A 24655-nucleotide genomic window follows, 5' to 3' on the forward strand; every position below is an offset into this window, starting at 1 on the left:
AGATGATGCTGCGGGAGACGCGCGCAGAGCTGATCGACCCGGCTCCGGTCCTGGGGACGCACCCCTCGACGGAGACTCCTGTGGGGCCGCGCTCCGGACCAGATCGCCCTACCAACACTGTCCAGAACTCGTCACTTCTGAGCGTCTGACTCGTACAAGACCCAGGACAACCGCGGAATCACGCCGACCGCCTCACCAACGGGCCGGATTTGGCACCTGAACTGACGAGTTCTGGACAGTTCTCAGCGCGCGAGGTCGCCCTCGCCCCAGCGGGGGCGGTCGAGGTGGACGCCGAGGAGGTCGAGGCAGCGCCCCACCGTCTGGTCGAGGATCTCGTCGACCGTCTGCGGCCGCGTGTAGAGGCTCGGCACGGGCGGCACGACGATCGCTCCGGCCTCGGTCACCGTGGTCATGTTGCGCAGGTGAATGAGGGACAGCGGCGTCTCCCGGGTGACGAGCACCAGGCGGCGCCGCTCCTTGAGGTGGCCGTCGGCGGCCCGGCTCACGAGCGAGCTCGTCACCCCGGAGGGGATCTCCCCGAGCGTCCTCATCGAGCACGGCGCGATGACCATGCCATCGGTGAGGAAGGAGCCCGAGGCGATGGCGGCGGCCATGTCGGTGGGCTTCCAGACGCGGTCCGCGAGCGCCTCCACCTCGTCCTTGGAGTAGTCGGTCTCCAGGGAGCGGGTCAGCTGCCCGGAGGCGGAGACGACGAGGTGCGTCTCGACCCCGGCCTCCCGGAGACCGCGCAGGATCCGCACGCCGTACTCGGTGCCGGAGGCCCCGGTGATGCCGACGACGACGCGGCGGGGCGCGGCTGCGCGGGGCCCCCGGCTGTGCGCCGAGGGCGCGTCAGCGCGCCGCGCGGCCCCCTCCTGCCCAGTGGTGCCCGGGATGGCCAGCCGGTCCCGGTCCCCAGCGGGAGCGCCCGCTCCGGCGTCGACCGCGCTCACTCGCCGCTCCCGGCGTAGGGCTGCGCCGCATCGAGCCAGGGCTCCGGGTCCACGTCGAGGAACTGGGCCCGCTCGAAGACGTCCCTCATCCGCCACGGGTAGGTGGCGTCGTAGATCGTCTTGGTCGTGACGCCCTTGGTGGGGACGCGCGGGTCGTAGGCCGGCTGCTGGGTGGGGTCGAGGACGTGCCCGGAGACGCCGGGGATGGTGACGATGTCGGTGTCGCAGACCATCCGGGTGGTCATGGCCCACAGGTCGTCGCCGGAGTCGAAGACGTCGACGTCGTCGTTGACGAGGATGACGTTCTTGAGCTCGTGGTAGGTAGCGGGCGCGGCCGTCGTCGAGGTCCTTGGTCTTGCGGACCTGGAGGACCGCCAGGAACTTCCCGCCGCCGGCCGTGTGCGCGTAGACCTGCGTGACCAGGCCGGGCAGGGCGTCGTCGAGGGTGTGGAGGAGGGAGGCCTCGGTGGGGATGCCGGCGAGGCTCGTGTGCTCCTCCCCCGGGCCGACGAGCGTGTGGAGGATGGGGTCCTTGCGGGTGGTGACGGCGGTGACGCGCATGACCGGGAGGGACGGGTTGGCGGGCTCGTCGTAGCCGAAGGGGGTGGTGGGGGCCTCGAAGCAGGCGCCGATGGTGATCGCCGGGTCCAGGCCCATGTTGATGGTGATGGGCAGGGGCTCGCCGGCGGCCTCGGCCTTGGCGCGGAAGGCGTCGATGTGACGGCCGGGGGCGAGGAAGATGGAGAGCTCGTCCCTGCCCTGGACGCAGATGCGGTGGATGGTGACGTCGCTGTGGCCGGTCTCGGGGTCGGTGCCGTGGAGGAGGCCGAGGCAGAAGTACGGGCCGGCGTCGACGGGCGTGTTGGTGGGGGCGGGCAGGAGGGTGCGGACGTCGAAGTCGGGGTCGGTGGCGAGGTGCACCTCCTCCTGGCAGGGGGCCAGCGACGGGTCGGCGGCGATCTCCTCGGCGCTGCGCACCACCGGGGGATGGCGGCGTCGATGGCGTCGGACATGGTGCGGCCGAGGTTCTCCGGCTCGCAGCCGAGCAGCCGGGCGACGCGGCGGCGGTCGGCCACGAGTCCGACGAGGACGCGCGAGCCCGGGTAGCCGGTGACGTCGGTGAACGTCATGGCGGGGCCGCGCTTGGTTGGGCGGGCGACGGTGCCGGCGGCGCCGACGCGCTTGTAGACGCCGGCGAGCTCGGCGTCGGGGTCGACGGCGCGGTCGGAGACGATGAGCTGGGCGGGGTCGTCGGCGAGGAGGTCGAGGGCGTCGCGCAGGTCGCGGACGCGCGGGGCGCGCTCCTGGCTGGTGCTCGCGCCGGTCGCGTCGGTCATGTGCTCTCCGCTCCCCCTCCCCCCCGCTCCGGGGCGACGGGCTCGTTGTGGTGCAGGTGGTGGCGGGCGGCGAGGAGGTCCTCGCCCGGTGAGGGTCAGGCCGTCCGCATCGCGGTGACACGGGCGGCGGCGCGCCGGGACTCGCCGCGCCGCCCCGCAGCCCGCCCGAGCCCGGCCCGGACCCGGCCCGGGCTCAGCCGAGGTGCTCCTTGAGGAAGCCGTCGACGACGTCGAGGACCTCGTCCTGCCAGAAGGCAGGGCCGCCGTGGTCGGCGCCGGCGAGCCGGTAGGAGGTGACGTCCTGGCCCTTGGTCTCGAGGTCCTCGACGAGCCGGACGGACTGGGAGAAGGACACGATCCGGTCCTTGTCCCCGTGGATGACGAGCAGCGGCGGCAGGGCCCGCTCGCCCGCGGGCGGGACGTGGTCCCAGACGACGGTGGGGGCGACGAGCTCGGGGTGCTCGTCGACGCGGACGCCGCCGATGAGGCAGCCCTCGGGGGACTCGGCGTCGCGGTGGTCATGGATCGAGGGGTACTCGTTCGTGCGGCCGATGTGGGTGGGGCCGTAGTAGTCGACGAAGGCGCGCAGGCCGAGCTCCTCGGTGACGGGCTCGTCGGAGTAGGCGGGGTCGTCGTCGGCGCCCGCGGTGCCGGTCGCGTAGGTCATGAGGGTGGTATGGCCGCCGGAGGAGTCGCCCCGCATGGCCATCCGGCCCGAGTCGACGTGGTACTCGGCGGCGTGCTCGCGCAGCCAGCGCACGGCGGTCTTGGCGTCCTTGGCCTGGGCGGGGAAGGGCGCGATCTCGCTGCCGCGGTACTGGACGATGGCGATGACGTAGCCGCGGCGGGCGAAGCCGGCGAGGTTGGCGAGCTCGAGGCCGAGGTCCTGCTCGTGGAAGGCGGAGCCCTGGACGTAGAGGATCGTGGGGTAGCGGTCGTCGGCAGTGCCCGGCCGCGCGCGGTGGCGCGGCGGCATGATGATCTGGAGGTGGCGGGCGACGCCGTCCTTGACGGCGTACTCGACGTCGAGGTGGACGACGCCGAAGCGGGGCTCGTCGACGGCGTCGATGGTGCGCATGGTCGGCGTGGAGAGCTCGACGGCGGGGAAGTCCGCGAGCGCGACCCAGGCGGCGGGGACGACGGGACGGGGCCCGTTCACCCGTCCCCCCTCATCGGCGCCGTGTGAGTGATCAGTCACCGGTGCGGTCATGGCGGTTCCTCCTCGCGGTCGGGGTGTCGGGTCGATCCTGCACCGTCCGCCTGGGAGGGCGCCTGTCCCCCAGGCGCACCGGGGCGGCACCGGGGGTTTACGCGGTCAGGACGCCGATCGACACCCGATCTTCCCTCCGTTCTGCAAGAACGAGCACTCACCCTCGGGTGACAAGACACCACACCCACTCTTCCGGCGCCTTCGTGATCGGAGACACTTATACGCCCGCAATTTCGCGGAATCGTGCGGACGTCGAGGTCAGACGACTCCCCCGGGCGATGGGATGATTCACCCATGCGAGCCGTCCCTGACTCCGTCGCCGCGTACAACTCGGCACTGCCTTCCGTCCGCGACCTCGTCGCCCCGGGCACCACGGTCCTCTTCACGACCATCGACTCCGAGGGGCCGCACACGCGCCCCGTCCTCACCCAGCCGGACCCTGCCGGCCGGGCCGACCACGTCGGCGTCCTCACCACGCGCACCGCGCACAAGATCGAGCAGATCAACGGCGACGCGCGCGTCACCCTCGCCGGCCCCACCCCGGCCCCGCACACCGGCTGGTTCTCGTGCACCGCGTCCGCGGCCGTCGAGGACGTCCCCGAGGCCATGGGCGGGCCCGACGTCGTCCGCATCGACCTCACCCTGACCTCCGGGCGGGTGTGGACCGTGTACTCCTCCGCGCCGCGCGACAACGAGGTCCACGAGATCCCGATCGTCTGAGGTGACGGGCGCGCACCACCCGACCGCGCAACCCCACCGGCCGAGTCGCCTCCCCTCCTGGGCTCCCCGCACCCGCCGCCTCCCTCGAGCGCCGTCCGCCGAGCATAGGCTCGCCCCGTGACCTCCGCCGAGGCCGTCGAGCCTCTTCCCGCACCGGGCGACGCCGTCCCCGCACCCGGCGACGCCAGGGCCGACGACGTCGCAGCGCACCAGCGGCCGGCCCCGGCCGCCGAGCCCATCGCCCGCCACCTGCACGGCACGCTCGACGACGCCGACGCGCCCGTCCTCGTCCTGTCCCACGGCATCACGGACTCGGCCGCGTGCTGGGCCGGCGCCGTCGAGCACTGGACGGCCGCCGGCTACCGCGTCGTCGCGCTGGACGCCCGCGGGCACGGGGACTCGCCCCGCTGGGAGGACGCCGACCTCGTCTCGCAGACGACGGCGGGCGCCCGCCTCGCCGAGGACCTCGAGTCGACCCTCGAGGACCTGCGCGCCCACGGCCTGCGCCCCTCGCCCGACGCCCCGGACGCCGGACCCCTCACGGCGCCCCTCGTCGTCGTCGGGCACTCCATGGGCGGGGTGACGAGCCTCGAGGTCGCCGCGCGGCGCCCGGACCTCGTCGACGCCGCGATCGGGGAGGACCCGGCCTTCACGACGCCCGCCTGGAACCGGCTCCTGCGCCTCAACGCGTACCGGCAGGTGCGCGAGATGCGCGGGATCGCGGCGGACCCGGTGGCTCGCTTCGCCCTCGAGACGCGCGACAACCCGACGTGGTCGCACGAGGAGGTGCGGGCGAGCGTCGAGGCCTCCAGCGGCGTCGACCTGCGCTTCATCGCCCTGGGCTGCGTCGCCCCGCCGACCCCGTGGGAGACGATCGTCGACGACCTGGCGGTCCCGACCCTCATCATCACGGGCACGCGCCGCGTCGTCCTGCGCGGCAGCTACTTCCCCGCCGTGACGGGCCGCGGGAACCCGAACGTGGCCGGGGCGGTCGTCGTCGGCGCCCCGCACTGCGTGCGCCGCACCTTCCCGGAGCGCTTCCACTCCCTCACCGACCCGTGGCTCGAGGAGCACCTCGAGCACCCCGCACGGCCGCCCCGACCGCACTGAGATCGGGACTTCCTGACCGCGAGATCGGGCCGGCACCCCCATGCTGGGGATACCGGCCCGATCTCAGAGTCGACATGTCCCGATCTCGGCGGGCTGGGTGCGGACGGCCGCCGGGCCGGCGGTCTTCCGCCGCTCAGGCGGCGGCGAGGTCGTGGCGCAGGCCGGCCAGGCTCGTCGCCCGGCGACGGCGGACCGACAGCGTCATGGCGAGGGCCGAGCCCGCCCCCCAGACGACGAGGGTGACGACGGCGCTGGCCGGGGTGACGACGCCCGAGGCGCCGAGCATGACGCCGCGCAGCGCCGAAGCCAGGACAGTGACCGGCATGAAGCCGTTCGCCGTCGAGTACAGGCCCGTGAGGGACTGCGGGACCGTCGTCGCGAAGAGGCACGCGGCCTGCAGGACGAGCGCCAGCAGCGAGACCGCGGTACCGCCGCGCGAGCCGAGGGCGGCGACGAGGGCCGCGTGCAGCACCGTCATCGACAGGGCCGCGACGACCGAGAGCAGCAGGACCTTCCAGACGCCGTTCACGTGGGCGCCGGCGAAGGCGACGATCGCGACGAGCGCGAGGGCCTGGACGGCGGCCAGGACGAGTGCGGGCTTGAGCGAGGCGGCCGCGAGCCGGGCCGGGCTCATGGGGGCCTCGACGCGGCGGCGGCTCATGAGGCCGAGGCCGGAGACGATGACGAGGGCGCCGATCCACAGGGCGACGGCGATCGCGTTCGGGGCGATCGAGGTGGCCGTGGAGGCCTCACCGGACTCGTCGGTGCTGACGTCGACCGGCTGGGCGAGGGCGGTGGCCAGCGCGGAGGCCTCCTCGTCGGTGTAGGAGGGCACCTTGTCCTTGGCCGAGGACAGCCCGTCGGAGAGGGTCTGGGTGCCGTCCTTGAGCTCGGAGGAGCCGTCGGCGAGCTTGCCGGTGCCGTCCGCCAGGGTGGAGGCGCCGTCGGAGAGCGTCGTGGCGCCGGCGGCGGCGGTGCCCGTGCTGGTCGCCAGCGTGGAGGCGCCGGTGGCCAGGCGGTCGAGGCCGTCGGCGAGGCTGGAGGCTCCGGCCGAGAGGCTCGTGGCGCCGGTCGACAGGGCGGAGGCGCCCGTGACGAGCTGCGAGGTGCCCGAGTGGAGGCTGCTCGCGCCGGTCGACAGGGTCGAGGCGCCGGAGGAGAGCTGCGAGGCGCCGGAGGTGAGGGTGGAGCTCTGGGCGACGAGGTAGTTGAGGACGCCGGTCTCGGTCCTGCCCGTGCCGGTGCTCGGGTCGTACACGTCGGAGGAGGTGCCGAGGCCCTTCGAGATGGCGGCGGCGCCGTTGTTGAGCTGGGTGGCGTTGGAGCCGAGGAGGTTGGTCTTGATGCCGGAGGAGACCTGGTTGACGCCGTTCGAGACGCTGCGGGCGCCAGTGGCGAGGTCGTTCATCGTGCTCGTGCCGGTGGTCGGGTTCTTCTGGAGCAGCTCGGTGAGGGCCTGCATCTGGGTCGCCGCGGTGCTGAGGTCCGTCGAGGCGGTCTTCACCTGGTTCTGGACGTCGCTGCCGGCGAGGGCGTCGTCGAGGGCCTTGCAGGCGGCGGCGAGGTTCGCGTCGTTCGCGGCGTCCTGGCACAGCGCGCTCGCGGCCTGCTGGACCTGCTGGGCGTCGCCGAGGAAGGCGGAGAGGTCGGAGGCCGCGGTCGCAGCCTTCGCCAGCTTGGTGGTGTCGACGGTGCTGGTCGCGGCGTCGAGCTGCTCGAGGCCGTCGGCGACGGCATCGGCACCGTCGACGAGGGACGTGCCGTCCTTCGTCTGAGGCTGCGTCATGCCGTCGTAGACCGTCTGGACGCCGCCCGTGTACTGGGAGACGCCCTGGGCGAGAGCGGCGGCGCCGTCGTCGAGCGACTGCGTCTGGCCGGGCTGCACGGTGGTGAGTCCGTCGCGGGCCTGGGCGACGCCGCCGGCGTAGGAGCTCACGCCGTCGGACAGGGTGCTGGCGCCGGTGGCGAGGGCGCTGGCACCGGAGTCGAGCTGGGCGGCGCCGGAGTCCAGCCTGCTCACGCCCGAGGCGGCGGTCTGGGCGCCGGAGGCGAGGGTGCTCGCGCCGGTGGCCAGCGTGTTGGCGCCGGAGTCGGCGGTGGAGGTGCCGGAGCTCAGCGTCGCGGCGCCGGACTCGAGCTGGGCGAGGCCGTCGGCGAGGCTGTCGGCGCCGGTCGAGAGCTGCTGCGCGCCGTCGTCGGCCGAGTCGATGCCGTCGTCGAGCGCGGCGGCGCCGGAGGCGAGGGCGGTCGCGCCGTCGGAGGCCTCGCCGAGCTTGTCGTGGAGGGTCGTCATCGCGGTGAGCGAGCCGTTGAGGTAGGCCACGGAGACCGTCGTGCCGAGGGAGTCGGCGGCGGCGGAGACGATGTCGGAGCTGACCGAGCCGATCGAGGAGGAGCCGGCGTCGTTCGTCTGAACCTGGACGCTCGCCTGCGTCGGCGTGCCGTCGAGGGTCTTGACGATGGCCTCGGAGAAGCCCTTCGGGATGGTGACGACGACGTCGTAGGTGCCGTCCTCGAGCCCCTTCTTCGCGGCGTCCTCGTCCACGACGGAGTAGTCGAGGGTGGAGGTGGTGGCGCCGGTGGAGGACTTCTCGGTGAGGGCCTCGTCCGGGTTGGTGAGGCGGCCCACGAGGAGGCGGCCGGCGGGCAGGGCGGTGCCGTCGGAGGTGGTGGCGCCGGTGCCGTCGAGGTTGACGACGGCCGCGGGCACGCTGGCGGCCTGGGCGGTGCCGGAGGTCGCCGCGGTGACGACCATGACGCCCGCGAGCGCGGGCACGAGGATGACGAGGATCGCGAGGATCCAGCTGCGGCGGTTCATGCGTGTGCCTCGGTTCCGGAGGTGGGGGTGGCGTGGAGGATCGAGTGGCGCCCGGGGCGGCCCGGCGCGGCGTCCGGGGAGCCGGCGTCCGGGGTGCCGGCGTCGTCCCGCTCGGGGGCGGCGGCGCGGCGCTCGGGGGCGCGGCGGACGTGGGCGGTGCCGTCGGCGGCGACGTCGATGAGGGTTGTGATCGCGACGTCGGCGCTCGGCGGGGCCATGGAGGGCTTCTCGGCGTCGGTGGTGACGATGACGGCGACGCCCTGCCGGGCGAGCTCGGCGGCGCGCCTCCAGCGTCGCTCGCCGGGGTCGTCGACGACGACGACGCGGACGCGCTCGTCGATCTCGTCGTCGTAGGCGTGGACCGCGGTGGTCATGGCCTGGATGGCGGCGGTGCCGTCGGGCAGGACGTGCCCGCCGATGACGAGGATGCCGCTGGTGGGCTGGAGGCGGCCGCCGATGAGCGCCTGGAGGGCGCGTCGGGCGATCGGCTCGGCGGTGCGGACGAGGGCGACCTCGCCGGCGGCGACCGTGAGGTCGAGGTGGGCCAGGGCGGCGCCGTCGGCGTCGGAGACGCGGACGTCGTCCGCTCGCACCGCGACCTCGCCGTGCTCGGCGGTCCAGTCGTTGTGCTCGAGGGTCCGCTGGAGGCCCTCGCCCTCGACGTCGATGATCGGCAGGTTGCGGTCGAGCCAGGCCGGCATCCACCAGGCCTTCTCGCCGAGCGCCATCATGATCGCCGGGATGAAGGTCTGGCGGACCAGGAAGGCGTCGAAGAAGATGCCGAAGGCCAGCGAGACCGCGATGGGCTTGATGATGACGAGCTCGGCCGGGATGAATCCGGCGAAGACGGCGGTCATGATGACGGCGGCGGCGGAGACGACGCGGGCGGAGCCGGTGTACCCGGACAGGACGGCCTGGCGGGCGTCGTGGTGGTGCGTCCACTCCTCGCGCATGCGGGAGACGAGGAAGACCTCGTAGTCCATGGCCAGGCCGAAGAGGATGCCCATGGTGATGACGGGCAGGAAGCAGATGACCGCGCCGACCTTGGGGACGTCGAAGAAGTCGGCCAACCAGCCCCATCCGAAGATGGCGCCGGTGACGCCCATGCCGGCGCCCAGCGACAGGATGTAGCCGAGGGTCGCCGTCACCGGGACCGCGACGGAGCGGAACACGATGAGCAGGAGGACGAGGGACAGGCCGACGACGACGATGCCGAAGGGGAGCATGGCGTCGGAGAGCGACTGGCCGATGTCGATGGCGACGGCGGTCTGGCCGGTGACCATGACGTCCGTGATGCCGTACTCGGACTTGTAGTGGGAGGCGTTGTTGCGGATGGTCTTGACGACGTCCTCGGTGCGGGTGTCGGCCTGGCCGTATGCCGGGCGGATCTCGATGACGCCGAGGGTGCCGTCGGAGTTCGGGGTGGCCATGGCGACGTCGTCGACGCCGGGGATCTTGCCGATCTCGTCGGCGAGGTCGTTGACGGTGTCGATCGGGGTCCTGGTGTTGGTGATGTCGGCGATGACGATGATCGGCGAGTTGTAGCCGGGGCCGTACGCGTCGGAGATGGCGTCGTAGGTCTGGCGGGCGACGGTGTCCTTCGCCTCGTAGCCGTCGTCGGTGAGGGCGAGGTGGAGGGCCTTGGCGGGGAGCGTGAGGGTGCCGAGGATCGCGATGACGGCGACGACCGTGATCCAGGGCTTGGCGGTGACGAAGGCGACCCAGCGCTGCGGGAAGGACTTCGTGCCGGCGGCGGCCTTGGCGGCCTCGCGGCGGGCGCGCAGCGGGTTGGGGCGCATGCGCACGCCGATCATCCCGATGAGGGCCGGGGTGAAGGTGAGGGCGACGAGGACGGCCATGGCGACGACGAAGGCCGCGGCGACGCCCATGAGGGTGAGGAAGGGGATGCCGCAGACGGCGAGCCCGAGGAGGGCGACGACGACGGTGGTCCCGGCGAAGACGACGGCGGACCCCGCGGTGGCGACGGCGCGGCCGGCGGCCTCGGCCGGGGTGGCGAGCTCGCGGTCGGGGTGGGCGGGGTCCTCCGTCAGGTACTCGCGGGCGCGGGAGATGATGAAGAGCGCGTAGTCGATGCCGACGGCGAGGCCGAGCATCATGGCGAGCGTCGGGGCGAGCGGGACGACGGGGCTCCACTTGGACACGGCGAGGACGCCGAGCATGCCGGAGGCGACGCCGATGAGGGAGGAGACCAGGGGGGCGCCCGCGGCGAGGAAGGAGCCGAAGGTGATGAGCAGGACGATGCCGGCGACGACGACGCCGATGACCTCGGCGGCGCTGGCGCCCATCTGCACCTCCTTGCCGATCGCCTCGGACTGGTGGATGGTGAGGCCGGTCGACTTCTCGGTGGAGGAGACGAGGGTGCTGAGCTCCTTGGCGAGGTCCTTCGCCTTGTCGGTCTGGCCGGTGTTGACGCTGCCGTAGTCGGCGTCGGCGATGACCTGGACGATGACGGACCTGCCGTCCTTCGAGACGGTGGACTCCTGGGCGGGGGTGCTGGTCGCCTGGTCCTGCTTCGCGCCGAAGGGGGCGGAGACGGAGGCGACGCCGTCGATCTCCTTGACCTCGTCGACGAAGTCCTCGATCTCGGCCTTGTGGGACTCGATGTCCCCGTCCTCGGAGGTGAAGAGCACCTCGTCGGAGGTGCCGGCGATCTGCGGGAGGCGGTTCTGGAGGACGGTGAGGCCCTCCATGGACTCGGTGCCGGACAGCGTGTAGGGGCCGTTCATGTCGAAGCCGTGGAGGACGACGACGGCCGCGAACAGCGCGATGATCGCGAGCCACGCGGCGACGACGCGCTTCGCGTGGGACGCGCACCAGCGTCCGAGGCGGTACAGGAGTGCGGACAACGCACGATCCTTTCGGGAAGCCCACCGGGAGGGTGAGCAGGGGCTCTTTCCGTATACGAAATGTACTCGATATACTCGTGTACGGAAATCAGGTGGCCGTGTGAGGCCGCCGACAGGGCCTACCCTGGTCACCCCACCCGCTCCTGGAGAAGACATGCCCCCTCGCCCCAAGCTCCTCAACGCCGAGGTGCTCAAGGAAGCACGCAGCGACGTGCGCCAGTCACGCGACGAGAAACGACTCCGCAAGCGGGAGAACACCCGCGCGGCCCTCGTGCGCGCCGCCGCCGACGTCGTCGCCGCCAAGGGCCTCGAGGGCGCCCGCATCGACGACGTCGTCAAGGCCGCCGGCTTCACGCGCGGCGCCTTCTACTCCAACTACTCCTCCCTCGACGAGGTCCTCTCCGAGGCGATCATCGGGCGCTCCCAGGCGCTCATCGCCCGGGTCGAGGAGGTCGTCGCCGGGCTCGAGGGGGACGTCACCGTCGACGTCCTCATGGGCCTGCTCGACTCCATCCGCCCCGACGCCCGCACCATGTACCTCATCACCACCGAGTACACGCTGCGCCGGATGCGCCACCCCGAGACTCCCGAGATCCCCGTAGCCACCCGCGAGGAGTTCACGGCGACGCTGTCCGGGATCGTCGAGGACCTCCTGGCCCGCATGGGGCGCCGCCCGCTCGTGCCGGCCTCCGCCGTCGCCGACGTCGTCGTCCTCTTCTTCCTCGACTCCATCTCCCAGGAGGCGGCCTCGACGCCGAGCGCCTCCAGCCTGGGGATGCGGCCCGACGACGCCCTGCGCTTCGTCATCAACGCGATCATCCTCGGCCTGTCCGTGCCCGTCGACGACGACGCCGAGCCGGCGGCCGACCTGGCCAGCATGGACCCGGCGATCCTCACCCGCCTCGCCGCGGCCGCCTCCTCCGAGGACTGCCCCCGCACCTGACGCTGCACCCACCGAGATCGGGACATCGTGACCCCGAGATCGGGACATCGTGACCTCGCGATCGTCCCGGCTCCAACGGACCGCCCCAGCCGTGGACACCTGACCGAGCTCAGCGGCAGCGCGGGTCAGTAGGGTCGGGGCATGACCGCCACCGAGCCCCGCCCCGTCGCCGCCGTCGTCCTCGCCGCCATGCCCGAGGAGGCGCAGCCCTTCCTCGACGCCCTGCCCCGGCTCGAGGACGCGCCCGCCGTCGAGCTCCTCGGCGACGCCGCGCAGGCCGTGGGCCTCGACCTCGACGGCCGCGAGGTCCTCCTCGTGCGCACCGGCATCGGGCTCGTCGCGGCCGCGAGCGCGCTGGCCGCCGCGCTCCTCCAGGTGCGCCCCGAGGTCGTCGTCTCCGCGGGCACCACCGGCGGGCTCGGCCGCGCCGTCGAGGTCGGGGACGTCTGCGCCTCGACGACCCTCGCCTACAACGACGTCGACGCCACCGCCTTCGGCTACGACCTCGGCCAGACCCCGGGCCAGCCGGCCGTCTTCCTCGGCGACGAGGGCCTCCTCGCGCTCGTCCAGGAGCGCGCCGAGGGGGCACTGCGCGCCGCGACCCCGACCTCGGGCGGCGCCCACGTGCACACCGGGCAGATGCTCGCGGGCGGCTCCTTCGTCACGGCGGCGAACGTCGCGGACACGCGCGAGCTCTTCCCCGGCGCGGTGAGCACGGACATGGAGTCGACGGCGCTCGCCCAGGTGGCGACGACGGCCGGCGTCCCCTTCGCCTCGGTGCGCGGGGTCTCCGACCTGTGCGGCCCGGAGGCCGGTCAGGACTTCCACATCGGCGCCGACGAGGCGGCGGCGCGCTCGGCCGCCGTCGTCCTCGCTCTGCTGCGCTGAGGCGGGGCCCAGGGCGGGGCGGGGAGGCCCGCCGAAGGCGTGGACGGGCTTGGCGGGAGCGGCCCGAGGAACGAGGACCGCGGATGGTAGCCGAGGCGGACCTCCCCGCCCCGTCCTCCCTCAGCCCTCGGCATCGAGGATGGCGTTGACGCGGTCGACCTTGGCGGTGAGCTGACCGTCCCAGCCGGGGCGGATGTCCGCCTTCATGACGAGCGCGACGCGGGGGCTGACCTCGGCCACCGCCATCGTCGCCTCCTTGACGACGGCCATGACCTCGTCCCACTCCCCCTCGAGGGTCGTGAACATCGAGGTGGTCTCGTTGGGCAGGCCGGAGTCGCGCACCACCTTGATGGCGCGGGCGACGGCCGCGGAGACGGAGCCGTCGGGGTCGTCGGTGGTGGTGGGGGACACGGAGAAGGCGAGGAGCATGCCCCCATGGTGCCCCCTCACAGCGCGACGAGCACCTGGACCATGACGATCTTGACGACGATCGCCAGGGCGAAGAGGGTCGCGTAGCCGGCCTCGACCCGCTCGTCGTCGCGCTTGGACAGGGCGAAGGCGAGGATCGCCGGCTGCCCGACGAGCCCGGCCAGGCCCCCGGCGGCCCGCGGCGCGCTCACGCCGGCCCACTTGGCGCCCGCGAGCAGGACGACGGCGTTGACGACGACGATGAGCGCGGACAGCCCGCCGACAGCCAGCCCCGTCAGGGAGAAGGCGCTCGCCGCGAAGGCCTGCCCGGAGGCGAGCCCGATGGCCGCGAGGAAGAAGAGGAGCCCGAGCTGGCGGATGGTCGCGTTGGCGGCGTGCGGGAGGACCCAGACGAAGGGGCCGGTGCGCTCCACCCATCCGAGCACCATGCCGACGACGAGCGGCCCCGCGGCCACGCCGAGCTTGAGAGTGATGCCGCCGGGCAGCGGGACGGGGACGAGCCCGACGAGGACGCCGAGCGCCATGCCGAGCCCCACGGAGAAGGCGTCGATCTGGGAGATGGACTTCTCGGAGTCGCCGAAGAAGTCGGCGGCGTCCTCGAGGCGGCCGGAGGGGACGACGGCGAGGACGCGGTCCCCGAACTCGAGGACGAGGTCGTCGCGGGCGAGGAGGTCGAGGTCGCCGCGCTTGACGCGGGTGACGGTGCCCTGGAAGCGGTCGTGCATGTCGAGCTCGCCGATCGTCATGCCGGCGACGCGGGTGGAGGAGACGGTGAGGCGGCGGTAGTCGACGACGGTGCGGTCCTTGGCGAGGCAGCGGTTGAAGCCGGTGCCGAGGTCGTGCACGGCCTCCTCGATGGCGCCGGGCGCCCCGACGATGACGACCTTGTCCCCGGGCAGGAGCTCCTCGCCGGGGTGGACGACGCGGGTGACGCCGTCGCGCTCGAGGTAGGAGATGCGGATGCGGTTCTCCTTGAAGGCGCGCATCTCGGTCAGCCGCACCTTCTGGAGGAGGTAGACGCTCGTGGCGGTGATGCCGTCGGCGGAGGCGGGGCGCGGATCGCGGCGGGCGGGCCAGGGGCGGTTGATGACGACGGAGACGATGATGATGGCGACGGCGACGCCCACCGGGTAGGCGAGGGCGTAGCCGACGCTCGGCTCCTGGTTGCCGGCGGCCTCGATGGCGGCGTCGAGCACCGGGGAGGTGAGCGCCCCGGCGTAGGCGCCGGAGTCCATGGCGGCGCTGACCCCGGTGAGGTGGGAGTAGAGGGCCCCGGCCCCGCCGGCGACGACGAGCGCGGCGACGCACAGGCTCATGAGGGGCAGCTGCCGCTTGAGGTCGCGGAAGAAGGTGCCACCGGCCCCGATGCCGACCGTGTAGCAGAACAGGCCGAGGCCGAGCGCGCGCAGGAGCTCGAGGTTCGCGCCGAGGCGCGGGTCGAGGGCGCCGACGGCGAGGCCGACGAAGAGCGCGCCGGCGGCGCCGAAGCGGATGGGGCCGAGTGGGATCTGCCCGACGGCGGTGCCCAGGCCGATGACGAGGAAGACGGTGAGCAGGGGCGCCGAGACGAGGAGGTCGACCACTGGGGAGAGGAGGTCGTGCACGGGCTCAGCCTACGGGCCGCCGCCTGCGGGCCGCCTCCTGCGAGCACCGACCGTGACCGCCGGCGGCGCCGGCTCAGGCGGCGCCGGGGCCCGACAGACGCGCTCAGGCGTCGGGCGTCGTCGTCCCGACGGCGCGCCCCGCGCGCACGTCCGCGAGCGCGGCGTCGACCATGGCGTGCAGGGTGGCGATGTCGGCGTCGTTCGAGGCGAGGTCGAGGCGCTCGGTGTCGACGGTGAGGACCTGGGAGGCGGAGTAGGAGTTGTAGACCCAGTCGTCGTAGCCGGACCACAGGCGCCGGTAGTACTCGACGAGGGAGTCGTCCTGCTCGAAGTCGCGGCCGCGGGCGGCGATGCGGCCCATGAGGACGTCGAAGGGGGCGCGCAGGTAGACGAAGAGGTCGGGGGACTTCTTGGGGAGCTCGTCGATCTCCTCGATCATGTTGTCGAGGAGGTTCTCGTAGAGGGCGAACTCGTCGGGGCTGATGCGGCCGAGGTCGGTGTTGACCTTCGCGAAGTACCAGTCCTCGTAGATGGAGCGGTCCAGGACGTTGTCGTCGTGGACCATGGCGCGCTTGATGGAGCGGAAGCGGGAGGAGAGGAACTCCAGCTGCAGCATGAAGGGGTAGCGGCGGGCCTCCTGCTCCTCAGGCGGGGCCGTGTAGAACAGCGGCAGGATCTTGGAGGAGGTGACGTCCTCGTAGAAGACCTCGGAGCCGAGGTGCTCGCCCAGGAGACGGGCCGTCGTCGTCTTGCCGGCGCCGATGGCGCCTCCCACCACGATCACCGACACGACCTCATCTTCCTGCGTAGGGCACGGGGGTGCGGCACCCGGGTCGGTGCCGCGGCCCCGCGAGCGTAGGGGGCGCCGGGCGCCGGGCGGAAGACGCGGCTGCGTGAGATGCGTCGGGGTGGGCCTCCCGGGGCCCGGGCCTCCCGGGGCCCGGGCGTGCGGCGGGCCCGGGCGTGCGGCGGGCCCGGGCGTCGCGGTCCCACCGGCGGGGCCGCTACGATCGGGAGGGTGAGCGACGAGCAGAGCACGACCACCCGCAAGCCCTTCGACGACGGCGCCACCTCCGACGCCGCCCCCGACCGCGAGGAGCTCACCTGGGAGCTCTTCGGCCAGGCGGAGCGCGAGCTCTCCGCGCAGATCGTCGCCTCCGGGTGGATCCCGGACCTCATCATCGCCATCGCCCGCGGCGGCCTCATCCCCGCCGGCGCCATCGGCTACGCGATCGGCATCAAGGCCATGGGCGCGATGAACGTGGAGTTCTACACGGGCATCGGCCAGACCCTCGAGGAGCCCGTCATCCTGCCCCCGCTCATGGACGCCTCCGAGCTGCCCGGCAAGAAGGTCCTCGTCGTCGACGACGTCGCCGACTCCGGCAAGACGCTCAAGATGGTCATGGAGCTCCTCCGGCACCAGGGCCTCGACCTGGGCGGCGAGTCCGTGCCGGTCGACGCCCGCTCGGCCGTCATCTACAGGAAGCCCCGCAGCGTCTTCGAGCCCGACTACTGCTGGCGCGAGACCGACAAGTGGATCAACTTCCCCTGGTCGGTGCTGCCGGTCATCACGCCCGCCTCCGTCGCGGCGCAGGCCGGGACGGCTGCCGCCGAGGCGGACCAGGAGGCGGCCGACCAGGCCGACGCCCGCGCCCAGGACTGACGCGGCGCTCCACCAGGCTCACGGCGCCCGCCGCCCCCTTCGCGGGGCGGCGGGCGCCGTCGTCGTCCCACCCGTCCGGCCGACACGGAGCGGCCCTCAACCGCCCGAATGTCAGACATCCTCCTGCGCGTCCCCTAGACTTCTCCCTGTCCGCGCGGCCCCACGCGCAATCCCGAGCTCCCAAAGGCGGAAGCACCATGGATACCCAGGAACAGCAGGCGCTGCCCGCGTACACCGCGGAGGAAGAGCGCTACGTCATCAGGAACAAGGCAGGCGTCCCCGTCGGCGTCCGCCCCCACCACACGTGGACCCCGCGGTCGATCGCCACGTGGGTGGTCATCACCGCGCTCGGCGTGCTGGGCTGGTGGATGCTCGCCGTCGTGCGCGGCGAGAACGTCAACACCGTGTGGTTCGTCGTCACGGCCGTGTGCACCTACGCGATCGGCTACCGCTTCTACGCGCTCTACATCCAGCGCACCATCATGCGGCCCGACGACTCCAACGCCACCCCGGCCGAGCGCATCAACAACGGCCGCGACTTCGACCCCACGCACCGCGTCGTCCTCTACGGCCACCACTTCGCCGCCATCGCCGGCGCCGGCCCGCTCGTCGGCCCCGTCCTCGCCTCCCAGATGGGCTACCTGCCCGGGACGCTGTGGATCATCCTCGGCGTCGTCCTCGCCGGCGCCGTCCAGGACATGCTCGTCCTGTTCTTCTCGATGCGCCGCGGCGGCCGCTCGCTCGGCCAGATGGCCACCGACGAGATCGGCCGGATCGGCGGCGTCGTCGCCACCGTCGTCGTCCTCGTCATGCTCATGATCGTCCTCGCGGTCCTCGCCATGGTCTGCGTCAACGCGCTGGCCGAGTCCCCCTGGGGCGTCTTCAGCGTCGGCATGACCATCCCGATCGCCATCTGCATGGGCCTGTGGCTGCGCTTCGTCCAGCCCGGCAAGATCACCCAGGTCTCGCTCGTCGGCTTCGCCATCCTCATCGGCGTCATCATCGGCGGGCGCTGGGTCGCCGAGTCCTCCTTCGGCCAGTACCTCCACCTGTCCCCCACGACCCTCGTGTGGGCCATGATCGTCTACGGCTTCCTCGCCGCGGTCCTGCCCGTGTGGGTCCTGCTCACCCCGCGCGACTACCTGTCCACCTTCATGAAGGTCGGCACGATCGTCGTCCTCGCCGCCGGCATCCTCATCGTGCGACCCGTCGTGCAGATGGCCGCCGTCACCGAGTTCGCCACCAACACCGCCGGCCCCGTCTTCGCCGGCAAGCTCTTCCCCTTCCTCTTCATCACGATCGCCTGCGGCGCCCTGTCCGGCATGCACGCCACGGTCTCCTCGGGCACGAGCCCCAAGATGATCCAGAAGGAGTCCCAGGTCCGCATGATCGGCTACGCCGGCATGCTCATGGAGTCCTTCGTCGCGATCATGGCGCTCGCCGCCGCCGTGTCCCTCTCCCCCGGCATCTACTTCTCCATGAACACCTCCGAGGCGACCATGGACAAGCTCGCCGGGGACGACGTCGTCGCCACCGCCCAGTCCCGCGAGGACGTCGCGGCCGCCGCCGTCGCCAACATGGGCGTCACCGACGCCCACGGCGACTCCCTCATGCCCGTGTGGGAGTCCTGGGACGAGAACGGCACCCCGGCGACCTACACCGGCGCGGACGCCCTCAAGCAGGTCGCCTCCGACGTCGGCGAGCCGAGCGTCATCTCCCGCACCGGCGGCGCCCCCACGCTCTCCGTGGGCATGGCGCACATCCTCCACCAGATCGGCGGAGGCCGGACCATGATGGGCTTCTGGTACCACTTCGCCATCATGTTCGAGGCGCTGTTCATCCTCTCCGCCGTCGACGCCGTCACCCGCGTGGCCCGCTTCCAGCTGGGCGACGCCCTGGGCAACGTCTGGCCGAGGTTCAAGGACCCGTCCTGGCACGTCGGCGCCTGGGCCACCACCGCCGTCGTCGTCGCCGCCTGGGGCTCCCTGCTCCTCATGGGCGTGACCGACCCGCGCGGCGGCATCCAGACGCTCTACCCGCTGTTCGGCATCGCCAACCAGCTCATCGCGGCGGTCGCGCTGCTCCTGTGCCTCGTCATGACCGTGCGCAAGGGCTACCTCAAGCACGCCTGGATCCCGGCGCTGCCGCTCGTGTTCGACACGGTCGTCACCTTCACGGCGTCGTGGCAGAAGATCTTCTCGACCGACCCACGCGTGGGCTACTTCCAGCAGTGGCGCGACGCGAAGGCCCTCCTGCCGACGCTCACCGACGCGCAGGCCGTCTCCGACACCCAGGCGGTCATCCGCAACACGATGATCCAGGGGACGCTGTCGATCGTCTTCCTCGTCATGGTCGCCTTCGTCATGGTGTGCGCCTGCATCACGATGATCCGCTCCGTGCGCGCGGGTGACACGAAGACCTCGGAGGACCCGTACCAGGAGTCGAACTTCTACGCGCCCGAGCACCTCTTCGCCTCGAAGCTGGAGAAGAAGCTCGTCACCGAGTACGAGGTCGTCGGCGATCCGGCCCTCATCCCGGGGAGCGGTCACGCGAAGGCGGAGGCCTGAGCGATGGCGCCCAGCGGCACCGCGGGCGGGACGCGGGGGACGACGGCGGCGACGCCGTCGGCCGGCTCCCGTGTCCGCTCGCGCCTCGCGCAGGCCCGTGGGCTGTGGCGGGACTTCACGGGTGAGTCGGCCTACGACCGCTACGTGGAGCGGCACCGCCGCGAGCATCCGGACCACCCGCCCATGAGCGAGCGCGAGTGGTGGCGGGCGAAGGCCGACTACGACGAGTCCAACGTCCAGGCCCGCTGCTGCTGAGCGCCGCACCCGCCACGACGCCCGCCGTTCCCCCGAGGGAACGGCGGGCGTCGTCGTGCGTGACTCGTGGTCGGTTTTCGCGCTTTCTGAACCGCCGGTGAGTGCCGGATCCCGCAGATCGGCGCGATGACGCGGGCGCACCCGCTCTCAGCGCCGGCCGGATGGCCGGAAGGTGCGAGAACCGACCACGAACGACACCGACACTGTCCAGAACTCGTCACTTTCAGGGTCAGAAGCAGCCGCCGCCGTCCAAGAACTAGGAGATTCCACCGACCGCCGTGCTGCCGGATCCCGGCGGGACGCTGAAGTGACGAGTTCTGGACAGTACGAGCGCCCGGCGCCCCGAAGGGCACCGGGCGCTCAGTCGTCCGGGCCAAGCGGGCTCTCAGCCGCGGCCGGGGATGACGCCGGCGGGCGGGCCGGGGCGCACCGGCGTCCTGAGGAGCTCAGTGACGTCCTCCGCGTAGGGGAAGGTGCCCGGCTGGTACGAGCAGGACTCGTCGGTGGCGTGCAGGTTCCCCGTCATGTTGTAGGCGCGGGCGCGCGAGCCGCCGCAGACCCGCTTGTACTCGCAGGCGCCGCACTTGCCCTCGAGGAGGTCGGGGTTGCGCACGCCGGTGAAGACCTCGCTGGACCGGTAGATCTCGGTCAGCGACGACTCGCGGACGTTGCCGGCGCTCTTCTCGAGGAAGCCGGACGGGGTCACGTCGCCGACGTGGGAGACGAACATGAAGCCGTTGCCGGAGGACACGGTGATCGGCGGGCGACGACGGCGCTCCCCGTGGTCCAGCCCGAGCGCCACGATCTTCTCGTGGAGTCGGCGGTAGAGCGGCCCGAGGTGCATCGCCTCGATCATCTCCTCGCCCTCGATCCCGCGCTGGGCGAGGACGTGGCGCTGCAGGGAGACGCGGCGGAAGTGGTGCCCCTCCGTGGTGCGCACGGGCACCACCTCGCCCATGTCGTAGAAGGCGTTGAGCACGTCCTCGACCTCGTTGGCGTCCAGGGCGCCGAGGTCGACGCCGCGGCCGGTGGGGACCAGGAGGAAGCCGGACCAGGTCATGGCGCCGTGCTCGCGGACGAGGGCGGCGATGTCGGGCAGCTCGAGGACGTTGTGGCGGGCGACGACGGAGTTGATCTGGACGCGCATGCCGAGCTCGCGGGCGGCCTCCCAGCCGGCGATGGTGCGGTCGAAGGTCTTCTCCAGGCCGCGGAAGGCGTCGTGGGTGGCGGCGGTGGCGCCGTCGAGGGACAGGGAGATGACGTTGACGCCGACGTCCTGCAGCTCGGCGAGGTGCTCCTTGGTGAGCTTGTCGGTGCCCGAGGGGGACAGGGCGACGTGGAGGCCGATCTCGGTGCCGTAGGCGGCGAGCTCGGCGAGGTCGGGGCGCTCGAAGCAGTCGCCGCCGGTGATGATGAAGATGACGGCGGGCTGGCCGAAGGAGGCGGCCTCGTCCATGAGGGCCTTGGCCTCGTCGAGGGTGAGCTCGTTCGGGTCGCGGAAGGGGACGGCCTCGGCGCGGCAGTGGCGGCAGGCGAGGGCGCAGGCGCGGGTGGCCTCCCAGGTGACGAGCATGGGGCGCATGGCGGGGTCGTGGCGCTGCGTGCGCACGGGCTTGCCGCCAGTCCTCGAGCCGGCACTGCCGCCGGGGCGGGGCTGCTTGCTGACGTCGTGTGCGGTCGTGGGAGGTGCCTGGGTCACGCACCGATACTACGGATGACGCCGGGACAATACCGAGGACCTCCGCGCGGCCGACGTCGGGCGATGCCCGACGGCGCCCGACGGCGCGACGAGCCTCACGTCCACGGCGCCCCGCCGTACCAGGTGCCGTCCAGGCGCCCCGCCTAGCCTCGGCCCGTGCCGCAGACCTCCGACGCCGTCTCCCCCGCTCTCCCGACCGCCGCCTCGACGGCGACCGCCGGGACCGGCGCCCGCACCCGCCGTCGTCCGCACCTGGGTGAGAAGGGGCGCCACCGCGCCCGCCTCATCGCCGGGGCCTACCTCGCCGTCGTGCTCGTGGCCGTCACCTGGCCCTCGGGGTCCGACGTCGCCGGCGCGAAGTCCCTCCTCGGGCTCTGGTTCCTCACGCCCGAGCAGAAGGACGTCACCCTCAACCTCGTCATGGTCGCGCCGCTCACCCTGCTCGCGACGCTGGGCTGGCCGCGCGTGCCGTGGTGGGCCTGGGCGCTCATGGGCTGCGGCCTCGGCTGCGGCGCCGAGCTCACGCAGCACCTGCTCCCCGCCCTGGGCCGCCGCGCCTCGTGGTGGAACGTCCTGGAGAACGGGGCGGGTGCGTGGGCGGGGGCCGTCGTCGCCGAGCTCGCCGTGCGCTGGGCCCTCCGAGATCGGGCCTGAGTCCAGCGGGCACGGCAGAGGGCCCGGGCTGATCTCTCAGCACCGGGCCCTCGGCTCGTTCGTGCGCGGGGGGGGACTCGAACCCCCATGAACGTAAGTTCACACGGACCTGAACCGTGCGCGTCTACCAATTCCGCCACTCGCGCGAAGCGAGGACGACGATAGCGGCACCGGGCCCGCCCCGTCCAATCCTGCCGCGAAGGCGACTCCGTGAGACCGCTCACGAGGACCGGCCGTCCCCACGCCACGGGGCCTGCCCGCCCGGGCGGGCGCAGCCGCTACCATGTCACCGACTGTCGCAGGTCGCGTCACCGCGGGGACCCCCACGGCCACCGCGCTCCGCGATGCAGCCGTCACCACCTGGAGGAGGGTCCATTGGGATTCCTGGACAAGTTCGAGAAGGGCGTCGAGAGCGTCGCCAACCGCGCCATGTCGCGCTTCTCCGACGACGTCGAGCCCATCGAGATCGCCTCGAAGCTCCGCGAGACCATGGACAAGCGCGCCGCGTCCTTCGCCCGCGACCGCTCCGTCGTCCCGAACGTCTTCCGCATCCACCTCGCCCCCAGCGACGTCGAGCGCCTGCGCTCCTGGGGCGAGGAGGAGATGGTGACCCAGATGGAGGACGTCGCCACCACCCACGCCGGCGAGCAGGGCTACTCCTTCGTCGGCCCGGTCGAGGTCTCCTTCGTCGAGGACGACGCCCTCACGGCCCCCGCCATCGAGATCGAGTCCTCCACCCGCCGCGGGGCCGCCGCCCCGGCCGCCGCCGCGACCGCCTCGCCGACGCACCCGATCCTCGACATCGACGGCCAGCGCTACCTCCTCACCGGCCCCGTCACGGTCATCGGCCGCGGCTCGGAGGCGGACATCATCGTCGACGACTCCGGCGTCTCGCGCCGCCACCTCGAGATCCGCCTCACCCAGGGCCACGCCATCGCGACGGACCTGGGCTCCACGAACGGCACCTTCGTCGAGGGTCACCGCGTCGACGCCGCCACCCTCCTGGACGGCAACACGCTCACGATCGGCCGCACCCGGATCATGTTCTGGGACGGCAGCCAGGCAGCCGGGGCGAACGGGTGAGCGAGCTCGCCTTCACGCTCGCGCGGCTGGGCTTCCTCGTCCTGCTGTGGGTGTTCGTCGCCCTCGTCGTGCGCGCCCTGCGCCGCGACGCCGTCGACGCCGGCTCGTCCGCGCCCACGGCCCCCCGGCGCCGCTCCGCCCAGGCGGCCGCCTCCGAGGCCCCCGCGAAGGGCCGCCGCAAGGGCGCCTCCCGCCTCGTCATCACCGAGGGCCCCCTCGCCGGCTCCACGGTCCCCCTGTCCCCCACGAGCATCGTCATCGGCCGCTCCCCGGCCTGCACGCTCGTCCTCGACGACTCCTACGCCTCCTCCCGCCACGCCCGCGTCTTCCCCAAGGACGGCGCCTGGTGGCTCGAGGACCTCGGCTCCACCAACGGCACGACGCTGTCCGGCCGGCCCGTCAACGGCGCCGTCGAGCTGCCCGTCGGCGCCCCGGTGCGCATCGGCCAGACCACCCTGGAGCTGCGCCCGTGACCGTCTCGCTGCGCTACGCCGCCCGCTCCGACGTCGGCATGGTCCGCGCCTCCAACCAGGACTCCGCCTACGCCGGCCCGCACCTCGTCGTCCTGTGCGACGGCATGGGCGGCCCCGCCGGCGGCGACATCGCCTCCGCCGTCGCCGTCGAGCACCTCATGCCGCTGGACGCCGACTCCCACCAGGCCGGCGAGCTCCTCGGCCTCCTGCGCGACGCCGTCCAGGACGCGCACGCCGAGCTCATCTCCCGCTCCTCCGAGGACCCGGACCTCGCGGGCCTGGGCACCACGTGCATCGCGATCATGCGCAGCGGGAACAAGCTCGCCATGGTCCACGTCGGCGACTCCCGCGCCTACCTCCTGCGCGACGGCGAGCTCACCCAGGTCACCACCGACCACACCTTCGTCGAGTACCTCGTCGAGACGGGCCGCCTCACCCGCGAGCAGGCCCGCCGCCACCCGCAGCGCTCCGTCCTCCTGCGCGTCCTCGGCGACGCCGAGGGCGACGTCCAGCTCGACGAGTCCATCCGCGAGGCCGTCCCCGGGGACCGCTGGCTCCTGTGCTCCGACGGCCTGTGCGGCCCGGTCTCCGCCGAGACGATCGGCGAGGTCCTCGCCACCGTCGAGGACCCGGGTGAGGCCGCCGACCAGCTCATCGACCTCGCGCTGCGCGCCGGCGGACCCGACAACGTCACCGCCGTCGTCGTCGACGTCGTGGACGACGACCCCCAGCCCCAGACGGACCCGCAGGTGGTCGGCTCCGCGGCCGGCCGCCGCCAGCGCCGCCGCACGGCAGCCTCCGTCGGCTCCCCCGCCGAGCCGGCCCCCGGCTCCACCCCCGCCTCCCGGGCCGCGGCCCTCGTCGCCGGCCTCGACGGCACGCAGACCGACGAGGAGGACGAGGACGACGCCGTGAGCGAGCAGGCGGAGGCCGCGCGGGCGACCCGCCGGCGGCAGCGCCGCCGCGCCGCCCTCGGCACCCTCGTCCTGGCGCTCGCCCTCATCGGCGCCTGCTTCCTCGGCTACCGCTGGACGCAGACCCAGTACTACGTGACGAGCGAGTCCGACCACGTCGTCATCTACAGGGGCATCCCCCAGGAGGTCGGGCCCCTCGCGCTCAGCCACAAGGTTGAGACCGTCACGACGCCGCTGGTCTCGGACCTCGACTCCCGCATGCGCGAGCGCCTGGCCGAGACCGTCTCCCAGCCGTCGTTGGCGGCGGCCCGCGAGTACGTCGAGGTGACGGTCACCGGCCACGTCGCCACGCCGAGCGCCTCGCCCAGCCCCTCGCCGTCGGCCAGCGCCACGGCGACCGCCCGCGCCACCGCCACCGCCACCGCGTCCGCGAGCGCGTCCCCCACCCCGACCCGGGGGAGGTGAGCG

At 72.9% G+C, this 24655-nt stretch carries 20 protein-coding genes, 1 tRNA gene and 2 pseudogenes; 11 read left to right on the plus strand and 12 right to left on the minus strand.

The window, feature by feature from the left end:
• Positions 1-242: 242 nt before the first annotated feature.
• The 5 genes and pseudogenes from AXF14_RS14755 to AXF14_RS04520 all read right to left on the minus strand — a co-directional run bounded on the left by AXF14_RS14755 (position 243) and on the right by AXF14_RS04520 (position 3449).
• Positions 243-1049, minus strand: coding sequence for a UbiX family flavin prenyltransferase (locus tag AXF14_RS14755; protein WP_335338923.1), 807 nt, complete (start codon positions 1047-1049; stop codon positions 243-245).
• Positions 950-1252, minus strand: coding sequence for a hypothetical protein (locus tag AXF14_RS14760; protein ID WP_470207151.1), 303 nt, complete (start codon positions 1250-1252; stop codon positions 950-952). The genes AXF14_RS14755 and AXF14_RS14760 overlap by 100 nt, the downstream gene beginning before the upstream one ends.
• A 367-nt stretch (positions 1253-1619) precedes the next feature.
• Positions 1620-1934, minus strand: a pseudogene (locus tag AXF14_RS14765) (UbiD family decarboxylase domain-containing protein); the annotation flags it as partial.
• Between the two features lie 32 nt (positions 1935-1966).
• Positions 1967-2290 (minus strand): annotated as a pseudogene (locus AXF14_RS14770) (hypothetical protein); the annotation flags it as partial.
• A gap of 193 nt (positions 2291-2483) precedes the next feature.
• Entirely contained in the window at positions 2484-3449 is a 966-nt protein-coding gene (locus AXF14_RS04520) for an alpha/beta hydrolase (protein WP_067941202.1), read from the minus strand.
• A gap of 345 nt (positions 3450-3794) precedes the next feature.
• On the opposite strand from AXF14_RS04520, the gene AXF14_RS04525 reads away from it, so the two are divergent.
• Together AXF14_RS04525 and AXF14_RS04530 are read left to right on the plus strand one after the other, a co-directional pair.
• Positions 3795-4220 (plus strand): pyridoxamine 5'-phosphate oxidase family protein, encoded by a 426-nt coding sequence (locus AXF14_RS04525; RefSeq protein ID WP_067941204.1) that lies wholly within the window; start codon positions 3795-3797, stop codon positions 4218-4220.
• 117 nt (positions 4221-4337) lie between these two features.
• Positions 4338-5330: an alpha/beta hydrolase gene (locus tag AXF14_RS04530; protein WP_067941206.1), complete on the plus strand. Its 993-nt coding sequence runs from the start codon at positions 4338-4340 to the stop codon at positions 5328-5330.
• 133 nt (positions 5331-5463) lie between these two features.
• Here AXF14_RS04530 and AXF14_RS04535 read toward each other — a convergent pair whose 3' ends face one another.
• Entirely contained in the window at positions 5464-8148 is a 2685-nt protein-coding gene (locus AXF14_RS04535) for a YhgE/Pip domain-containing protein (RefSeq protein WP_067941208.1), read from the minus strand.
• Positions 8145-11015 carry an MMPL family transporter gene (locus AXF14_RS04540; RefSeq protein WP_084355355.1) on the minus strand — a complete coding sequence of 957 codons (2871 nt, stop codon included), beginning with the start codon at positions 11013-11015 and terminating at the stop codon, positions 8145-8147. The genes AXF14_RS04535 and AXF14_RS04540 overlap by 4 nt, the downstream gene beginning before the upstream one ends.
• A gap of 154 nt (positions 11016-11169) precedes the next feature.
• Here AXF14_RS04540 and AXF14_RS04545 point away from each other — a divergent pair, with 154 nt between their 5' ends.
• Positions 11170-11958, plus strand: a complete 789-nt coding sequence (locus AXF14_RS04545; RefSeq protein WP_084355356.1) for a TetR/AcrR family transcriptional regulator — start codon at positions 11170-11172, stop codon at positions 11956-11958.
• Between the two features lie 141 nt (positions 11959-12099).
• Entirely contained in the window at positions 12100-12846 is a 747-nt protein-coding gene (mtnN, locus tag AXF14_RS04550) for a 5'-methylthioadenosine/S-adenosylhomocysteine nucleosidase (RefSeq protein ID WP_067941210.1), read from the plus strand.
• A 120-nt stretch (positions 12847-12966) separates the two neighbouring features.
• Here mtnN and AXF14_RS04555 read toward each other — a convergent pair whose 3' ends face one another.
• The 3 genes from AXF14_RS04555 to AXF14_RS04565 all read right to left on the minus strand — a co-directional run bounded on the left by AXF14_RS04555 (position 12967) and on the right by AXF14_RS04565 (position 15669).
• Complete coding sequence (locus AXF14_RS04555; RefSeq protein WP_067941212.1) at positions 12967-13275, minus strand: MTH1187 family thiamine-binding protein; 309 nt, start codon at positions 13273-13275, stop codon at positions 12967-12969.
• 17 nt (positions 13276-13292) lie between these two features.
• Complete coding sequence (locus tag AXF14_RS04560; RefSeq protein ID WP_067941215.1) at positions 13293-14879, minus strand: aspartate:alanine exchanger family transporter; 1587 nt, start codon at positions 14877-14879, stop codon at positions 13293-13295.
• A 103-nt stretch (positions 14880-14982) separates the two neighbouring features.
• Positions 14983-15669 carry a deoxynucleoside kinase gene (locus tag AXF14_RS04565; RefSeq protein ID WP_067941217.1) on the minus strand — a complete coding sequence of 229 codons (687 nt, stop codon included), beginning with the start codon at positions 15667-15669 and terminating at the stop codon, positions 14983-14985.
• A 228-nt stretch (positions 15670-15897) separates the two neighbouring features.
• On the opposite strand from AXF14_RS04565, the gene AXF14_RS04570 reads away from it, so the two are divergent.
• The 3 genes from AXF14_RS04570 to AXF14_RS04580 all read left to right on the plus strand — a co-directional run bounded on the left by AXF14_RS04570 (position 15898) and on the right by AXF14_RS04580 (position 19364).
• Entirely contained in the window at positions 15898-16542 is a 645-nt protein-coding gene (locus AXF14_RS04570) for a phosphoribosyltransferase (protein WP_236755950.1), read from the plus strand.
• A 197-nt stretch (positions 16543-16739) separates the two neighbouring features.
• Positions 16740-19109: a carbon starvation CstA family protein gene (locus AXF14_RS04575; RefSeq protein WP_067941219.1), complete on the plus strand. Its 2370-nt coding sequence runs from the start codon at positions 16740-16742 to the stop codon at positions 19107-19109.
• A gap of 3 nt (positions 19110-19112) precedes the next feature.
• Positions 19113-19364, plus strand: a complete 252-nt coding sequence (locus AXF14_RS04580) for a YbdD/YjiX family protein (RefSeq protein WP_067941221.1) — start codon at positions 19113-19115, stop codon at positions 19362-19364.
• A gap of 385 nt (positions 19365-19749) precedes the next feature.
• Here the strand turns inward: AXF14_RS04580 and AXF14_RS04585 are convergent, their stop codons facing one another.
• The gene (locus tag AXF14_RS04585; protein WP_236755963.1) at positions 19750-21063 is read right to left on the minus strand and encodes a TIGR04053 family radical SAM/SPASM domain-containing protein; all 1314 of its coding nucleotides are present in this window, start codon (positions 21061-21063) and stop codon (positions 19750-19752) included.
• A 156-nt stretch (positions 21064-21219) separates the two neighbouring features.
• Between AXF14_RS04585 and AXF14_RS04590 the strand changes: the two genes are divergently transcribed.
• Positions 21220-21717 (plus strand): VanZ family protein, encoded by a 498-nt coding sequence (locus tag AXF14_RS04590; protein WP_236755983.1) that lies wholly within the window; start codon positions 21220-21222, stop codon positions 21715-21717.
• Between the two features lie 62 nt (positions 21718-21779).
• Here AXF14_RS04590 and AXF14_RS04595 read toward each other — a convergent pair.
• Positions 21780-21863, minus strand: a tRNA-Leu gene (locus tag AXF14_RS04595).
• A gap of 229 nt (positions 21864-22092) precedes the next feature.
• Here AXF14_RS04595 and AXF14_RS04600 point away from each other — a divergent pair.
• From AXF14_RS04600 to AXF14_RS04610, 3 genes are read left to right on the plus strand one after another with little or no spacing between them, the layout of a single operon-like run.
• Complete coding sequence (locus AXF14_RS04600; protein WP_067941223.1) at positions 22093-22800, plus strand: FhaA domain-containing protein; 708 nt, start codon at positions 22093-22095, stop codon at positions 22798-22800.
• Positions 22797-23273, plus strand: coding sequence for an FHA domain-containing protein FhaB/FipA (locus AXF14_RS04605; RefSeq protein ID WP_067941225.1), 477 nt, complete (start codon positions 22797-22799; stop codon positions 23271-23273). Before AXF14_RS04600 ends, AXF14_RS04605 begins: the two co-directional genes overlap by 4 nt.
• Positions 23270-24652 carry a PP2C family protein-serine/threonine phosphatase gene (locus AXF14_RS04610; protein WP_067941227.1) on the plus strand — a complete coding sequence of 461 codons (1383 nt, stop codon included), beginning with the start codon at positions 23270-23272 and terminating at the stop codon, positions 24650-24652. The genes AXF14_RS04605 and AXF14_RS04610 overlap by 4 nt, the downstream gene beginning before the upstream one ends.
• The last annotated feature ends 3 nt before the right edge of the window (positions 24653-24655 follow it).

It is taken from the genome of Actinomyces radicidentis (assembly GCF_001553565.1).
GTDB classification, from domain to species: Bacteria; Actinomycetota; Actinomycetes; order Actinomycetales; family Actinomycetaceae; genus Actinomyces; species Actinomyces radicidentis.